Raw genomic sequence first — 5,809 nt, 5'->3', positions numbered from 1 at the left:
GGCGGGCGGTGCCGTGCGGTTCGCGCGACCGTTCCGGGGCTTCGGCACGATCGTCATCATCGACCATGGCGCGGGCTGGTCGACGCTGCTGACCGGGCTCGGCTCGACCGGCGTGCGCGTGGGCCAGACCCTGCCGGCGGGCACCCTGGTCGGACGCGCCGGGGCGGGGGTGGATCGTCAGGTCACCGTGGAGCTGCGGCGGCGGGGCCGGCCGGTCGACATCGCCGCCCTGCTGTAGCGCGCGCCGGAGCGGGCGACGTCACCGTCGCTGCGCCGCCAGCAGCAGCTCGATCTGCGCGGGCGCGAGGCCGCCGGCATGGGTGACGCCGAAGCGCTTGCCCTGCGCCCAGACGACGCGCACCGACCAGAGCATCGCCGCGCAACGCAGCTTCACGGTGGCGCCGGGTGGCGGCGGCTCCTCGCCATGGATCAGCGCGCCGCTGGGCGACAGGTTGAGCAGGTGGACGCGCGCGGAGCCGCCCGCCCCCGCCATCTCCGCCGGCAGGAAGACCTTGTGCCGCGTGGCGACACGCGGCTCGGCGGGGGTGGTCGGCATCAGCCGGCGGTAGCCGACAGACGCGAGCACGGCGTTGCACGATGTGGTTAGCGCGGCGTCAATCATCGCGATATGCTCGCGCCCGAGGGGGAATCATCCATGCGCTACGCGATCGCCGGCACCACCATGCAGACCTTGTCGATCAATCTTTCGCCCGGCGAGGTGATCGTCAGCCAGACGCACGCGATGGCGTGGATGACCGACGGCATCACCATGGACACGCATACCGGCGGCGGCCTGTTCGCGGGGCTGAAGCGCGCGATCAGCGGCGGCAGCCTGTTCATCACCGAATATGGCGCCGACCGGGCCGGCGAGGTGGCGTTCGCGCCGCGCTTCCCGGGACAGATCATCCCGATGGTGCTGGGCGCGGGCGAGACGCTGATCTGCCGCAAGGAGACCTTCCTGTGCGCCGAACGCTCGGTCGGGCTCGACATCGTGCTGCAACAGCGGTTCGGCGCCGGGCTGTTCGCGGGCGAGGGCTTCGTGCTGCAGCGTGTCACCGGGCCGGGCACGGTGTGGCTCGATCTGTCGGGCGAGGTGATCGAGAGGACGCTCGGACCCGGCGAGCGGCTGCGCGTCCATGCCGGGCATATCGGCATGCAGGACCCGACCGTGTCGACCGACGTGCAGATGGTGCGGGGCTTCCGCAACGTCCTGTTCGGTGGCGAGGGGCTGTTCCTGGCGACGCTGACCGGGCCGGGGCGGATCTGGCTCCAGTCGATGCCGATCCTCAACCTGGCGGAGGAGATCGCGCGTCACCTGCCGGGGCATGAGTCGCGCGACGTGGGGGTCGGCGCGGGGCTGGGCCGGATGGTCGGCGGCGGTGCCGCCGGCGCCGCGCTCGGCGGCATCCTGGGCGGGTTGTTGGGGGATGAGTGAGGGTAGGCAATAGGCAATAGGCAATAGGCAACAGGGAGATTTGCCTATTGCCTATTGCCTATTGCCTATTGCCCTCTTCTCACATCAACTTGTCCAGCGTGATCGGCAGGTCGCGCACGCGGCGTCCGGTCGCGTTGAACACCGCGTTCGCCACCGCCGCGCCGACGCCGGTGATGCCGATCTCGCCGATGCCGCGCGCGCCCATCGGCGCGTGGGGATCGGGGATGTCGTTCCAGATCACCTCGATGTCGGGCACGTCCATGTGCACCGGCACGTGATATTCGGATAGCGACGCGTTCATGATGCGGCCGTTGCGCTCGTCGACCTCGGTCTGCTCCATCAACGCGAGGCCCAGTCCCATGATGATGCCGCCACGGAACTGGCTGCGCGCGGTCTTGGGATTGAGGATGCGGCCGCAATCATAGGAGCCGAGCACGCGCCGGACGCGCGGCTCGCCGGTGACGCTGTTCACCGCCACCTCGCAGAACACCGCGCCATGGCTGTGCATGGACCAGTGCTGCGTCTCCAGCGGCGGCGATGCGTTCGCCTCCACCACCAGCTCGTCGCGGTGCGCGCGCGACAGGATGGAGCTGTAGCTCTCGTGCCGCGACGGATCGTCCAGCTTGACCAGCCCGCCCGCGTCGCCGGCGATCTCGTCCGCCGACAGGCCGGCCAGCGGCGAGTCGTTGCCGGCCAGCTTGAGCAGCTCGCTCCACAACGCCCGTTGCGCCGCGATCATCGCGGCGCCGATCGACGCGGTCTGCGACGAGCCGCCCGCCATGAAGACGCCGGCCATGCTGGAGTCGCCATAATCGACCTTCACCTGCTCCATCGGCAGGCCGAGCCGGTCGGCCATGACCTGCGTGTGCGCGGTGGCGGTGCCCATGCCCATCTCGTGCGCGGCGACGTCGATCCGGGCGCGGCCATCGCGGGTGAGCGTGATGCGCGCGCCGCCGCCGGGGAAGCGGTAATAAGGATAGGTGGCGGCGGCGCAGCCCAGGCCGACCAGCCACTCGCTCTCGCGCCGGGTGCCGTGCTCCATGCGCCGCTCGCTCCAGCCGAACGCCTTCGCGCCGTCGCGCCACGCCTCGACCGAGTGACGGGCGGACCAGGGCAGGCCGGAGGTCGGGTCCTTGTCCGGCTCGTTGCGCAGCCGCAGCTCGACCGGGTCCATCCGCAGCGCATGCGCCAGTTCGTCCACCGCGCTCTCCAGCGCGAAGGTGCCGACCGCCTCGCCGGGCGCGCGCATGAAGGTGTTGGCGACGCTGCTCATCCGCGCGAGCTGCTGATCGAGCAGGAAGGTCTTGGAGGCATAGGTGTGCTTGGTGCCGGTGGTGAACGGCTCGGCCATCTCGTTATGCGGGGTGGCGACGGTGACGCCGGTCTGCACGATCGCCTGGAACCGCCCCTCCTCGTCCGCGCCGAGGGCCACGCGCTGTTCGGTGACGGAACGGCCGCCGACCGTTCGGTACACGCCCTCGCGCGACAGGACGAGGCGCACCGGCCGCCCCGCCATCCGCGCCGCCGCGCCCGCCAGGATGTGGTGATGCCACAGCGTCTTGGAGCCGAAGCCGCCGCCGACATAGGGCGAGGTGACATGGACCTGATCGGCGTCGACCCCGAACACCTGCGACAGGGTCCAGGCGGTCTGCACCACCGCCTGGCTCGCGTCGTGGACGTTGAGCGTATCGCCGTCCCAGGCGACCGTCACCGCGTGCAGCTCGATCGGGTTGTGGTTGTGGCGCGGGGTCGAATAGAGCGCATCGACTTGGAAGGGCGAGGCGAGCAGCGCCTGTTCGGCGTCGCCGATCGCGACGTGCAGCGGCTCGCCCTGAAAGCTCGCGGGCTCCAGCCCGTGCGACTTGGCGGTGCCGAACGAGGTGACCGCGTCTTCCGGCGCGTAGTCGACGCGGATCAGCGACTTGGCGTGATCGGCCTGTTCCTGCGTCTCGGCGAGGACGAGCGCGACCTCCTGGCCGTTCCAGTGAATGCGATCGTCCTGCATCACCGGCACATTGTCCTGCGCGAGCGCCTTGGACGAGGTGCCCATGGTCGGCGGCGCCTTCATGCGCGGCGCGTTGCCGTGGGTCATGACCAGCTTGACGCCCGGCGCGGTCTGCGCCTCGGCGGTGTGGATCGCGACGATGCGGCCGCTCGCGATCGTGGAATAGAGGATCGCGGCGTACAGCATGTCGGGCAGCGCGAACTCGGCCGCGAACTTCGCGCCGCCGCTCACCTTGAGCGGGCCGTCCAGCCGCGACACGGGCTCGCCGACGCGGCCATGCTTGTGTTCGATCAGCGGATCGGGCGTGCCGCCGGGCATCCAGCGGTCGGGCGCGAGCGCCACCGCCTTCTTCAGCATCGACTGTGCGGTTTCCATCAGGCTCATGCGGCAGCTCCGGTCAGTTCGCCCAAAGTGGCGACGATGGCGCGCGTCGCCAGCTCGATCTTGAAAGAATTGTCGCGCAACGGCCGGGCATCGGCCAGTTCCGCCAGCGCGGCGTCGCGGAAATGAACGTCGGTCGCGGGCTGGCCGACCAGCGCCGCTTCCGCCTTGCGCGCGCGCCACGGCTTGTGCGCGACGCCGCCCAGCGCGATCCGCACATCCTTCACCCGCCCGCCGTCCAGCTCCAGCGAAGCGGCGACGGAGACGAGCGCGAAGGCGTAAGAGGCACGATCGCGGATCTTGCGATAGGTGCTGTTGGCGGCGAGCGACGACGCGGGCAGCTCGATCGCGGTGATCAGCTCGCCCGGCGCCAGCACCGTCTCGATCTCCGGATGGTCGCCGGGCAGCCGGTGCAGCTCGGAGAAGGGGATGGCGCGCTCGCCATCCGCCCCGCGCGTGTGCACGACCGCGTCGAGCGCGGCGAGCGCCACGCACATGTCGGACGGATGCGTCGCGACGCACTGGTCGGACGCGCCGAGGATGGCGTGGATGCGGTTGAACCCCTCGATCGCGTCACAGCCCTGGCCGGGCTGGCGCTTGTTGCAGCGCGATCCCTCGTTGTCGTAGAAATAGGTGCAGCGCGTGCGCTGGAGCAGGTTGCCGCCCATCGTCGCCATGTTGCGGATCTGCGCGGACGCGCCGGCGACGATCGCGCGGGCGAGCGCCGGATAGCGTTCGCGCACCGCGCGGTGCTCGGCGACGGCGGTGTTGCGGGTGGCGGCGCCGATCAGGAGGCCGCCGCCGTCCGTTTCCTCGATGGCGGCCGCGAAACCGGTCACGTCGACAAGGCTGGCGGGCGCCTCGATCGTCTCGCGCATCAGGTCGACGAGATTGGTCCCGCCGCCCAGATAGCGGGCGGCATGGGCGCCAGCGAGCTGGAGCGCTTCGGCGGCGTCATGCGCCTTGGCATAGCTGAACGGGCTCATGCGGCTTCCTCGGCATAGGTTTCGGCGATCGCCGCGACGATGCCGTTATAGGCGCCGCAGCGGCACAGATTGCCGCTCATCCGCTCGCGCAGCTCGTCATGCGTCAGGCGGGGGCTGGCCGACAGGTCGGCGGTGACGTGGCTGGGCACGCCGCGCTCGATCTCCGCCACCATGCCGATCGCCGAGCAGAGCTGGCCCGGCGTGCAATAGCCGCACTGGAACCCGTCATGCTCGATGAACGCGCGCTGGAGCGGATGCAGGTCGCCGGCCTCGGCAAGGCCCTCCACCGTGGTGATCGAGCGCCCGTCATATTGCACCGCGAGCGCGAGGCAGGACAGGATGCGCTCGCCGCCACCTGCCCCGTTCCCCGACACGGGGTTCACCAGCATCGTGCAGGCACCGCACGCGCCCTGGTTGCAGCCCTTCTTGGAGCCGGTGAGATGCAGATGCTCGCGCGCCCAGTCGAGCAGCGTGACGCGCGGATCGGCCGGTGGCGCGACGGCGCGGCCGTTGATGGTGATGGCCATTGATGTTCTCCCGGGCGACTGAACGCGCGACCCGCCGGGTCGGTCCGTTTATGTTCGCGCGGATACGATCGACCTCGTCATCCGGGGGCGGCGCGCCGTTATCCCGGCCTCAGGACGGATCAACCGCCCACCGCGTCAGCAGCGTGTGGGCGATCGCGAAGGGCGGGGGCGCGCCGAACGGGCCGTCGCCGGCGAGCGACGCCCGCACCTCGTCGCGGGTGAACCAGCGGGCGTCCTCCAGCTCGTTCGCGTCGAGCACGATCGCGTCGTTCAGCGCCTCGGCGACGCAGGCGATCATCAGCTGCGAGGGGAAGGGCCAGGGCTGGCTGGCGACGTAGCGCACGTCGCGGACGCGCACGCCCGCCTCCTCGCCGATCTCGCGCGCGACCGCCTCCTCGATCGACTCGCCCGGCTCCAGGAAGCCGGCGAGCGCGGAATAGCGGCCGGCGGGCCAGGACGGCTGGCGGCCGAGCAG

At 70.8% G+C, this 5,809-nt stretch carries 7 protein-coding genes; 2 read left to right on the top strand and 5 right to left on the bottom strand.

All coding sequences use genetic code 11. The annotated features are described in order from the left end of the window. Nucleotides 1-238: peptidoglycan DD-metalloendopeptidase family protein (locus tag HUU95_RS06865; RefSeq protein ID WP_174279436.1), on the top strand; the 238-nt coding region annotated here is incomplete at its 5' end. A gap of 21 nt (nucleotides 239-259) precedes the next feature. Here the strand turns inward: HUU95_RS06865 and HUU95_RS06860 are convergent. Continuing rightward, entirely contained in the window at nucleotides 260-622 is a 363-nt protein-coding gene (locus HUU95_RS06860) for a PilZ domain-containing protein (RefSeq protein WP_174279435.1), read from the bottom strand. Between the two features lie 33 nt (nucleotides 623-655). On the opposite strand from HUU95_RS06860, the gene HUU95_RS06855 reads away from it, so the two are divergent. After that, nucleotides 656-1,435: a TIGR00266 family protein gene (locus tag HUU95_RS06855; protein ID WP_174279434.1), complete on the top strand. Its 780-nt coding sequence runs from the start codon at nucleotides 656-658 to the stop codon at nucleotides 1,433-1,435. Between the two features lie 79 nt (nucleotides 1,436-1,514). Here the strand turns inward: HUU95_RS06855 and HUU95_RS06850 are convergent, their stop codons facing one another. The 4 genes from HUU95_RS06850 to HUU95_RS06835 all read right to left on the bottom strand — a co-directional run. Further along, nucleotides 1,515-3,824 carry a xanthine dehydrogenase family protein molybdopterin-binding subunit gene (locus HUU95_RS06850; RefSeq protein WP_174279433.1) on the bottom strand — a complete coding sequence of 770 codons (2,310 nt, stop codon included), beginning with the start codon at nucleotides 3,822-3,824 and terminating at the stop codon, nucleotides 1,515-1,517. Continuing rightward, a complete protein-coding gene (locus HUU95_RS06845) occupies nucleotides 3,821-4,807 on the bottom strand; it encodes an FAD binding domain-containing protein (protein WP_174279432.1) in 987 nt (328 codons plus the stop codon). Before HUU95_RS06845 ends, HUU95_RS06850 begins: the two co-directional genes overlap by 4 nt. Beyond that, nucleotides 4,804-5,334 (bottom strand): 2Fe-2S iron-sulfur cluster-binding protein, encoded by a 531-nt coding sequence (locus tag HUU95_RS06840; RefSeq protein WP_174279431.1) that lies wholly within the window; start codon nucleotides 5,332-5,334, stop codon nucleotides 4,804-4,806. The genes HUU95_RS06845 and HUU95_RS06840 overlap by 4 nt, the downstream gene beginning before the upstream one ends. A gap of 109 nt (nucleotides 5,335-5,443) precedes the next feature. Next, nucleotides 5,444-5,809: NAD(+) diphosphatase (locus HUU95_RS06835; RefSeq protein WP_174279430.1), on the bottom strand; the 366-nt coding region annotated here is incomplete at its 5' end.

Source organism: Sphingomonas bacterium (assembly GCF_903643065.1).
Classification (GTDB): Bacteria; Pseudomonadota; Alphaproteobacteria; order Sphingomonadales; family Sphingomonadaceae; genus Sphingomonas.
The sequence above is the reverse complement of the archived record's forward strand: the minus strand, read 5'-3'. Positions and strand labels throughout refer to the sequence as shown.

Coding starts and splice junctions, on each gene's coding strand:
- HUU95_RS06860 (WP_174279435.1), bottom strand. CDS start 622: ATGATTGACGCCGCGCTAACCACATCGTGCAACGCCGTGCTCGCGTCT.
- HUU95_RS06855 (WP_174279434.1), top strand. CDS start 656: ATGCGCTACGCGATCGCCGGCACCACCATGCAGACCTTGTCGATCAAT.
- HUU95_RS06850 (WP_174279433.1), bottom strand. CDS start 3,824: ATGAGCCTGATGGAAACCGCACAGTCGATGCTGAAGAAGGCGGTGGCG.
- HUU95_RS06845 (WP_174279432.1), bottom strand. CDS start 4,807: ATGAGCCCGTTCAGCTATGCCAAGGCGCATGACGCCGCCGAAGCGCTC.
- HUU95_RS06840 (WP_174279431.1), bottom strand. CDS start 5,334: ATGGCCATCACCATCAACGGCCGCGCCGTCGCGCCACCGGCCGATCCG.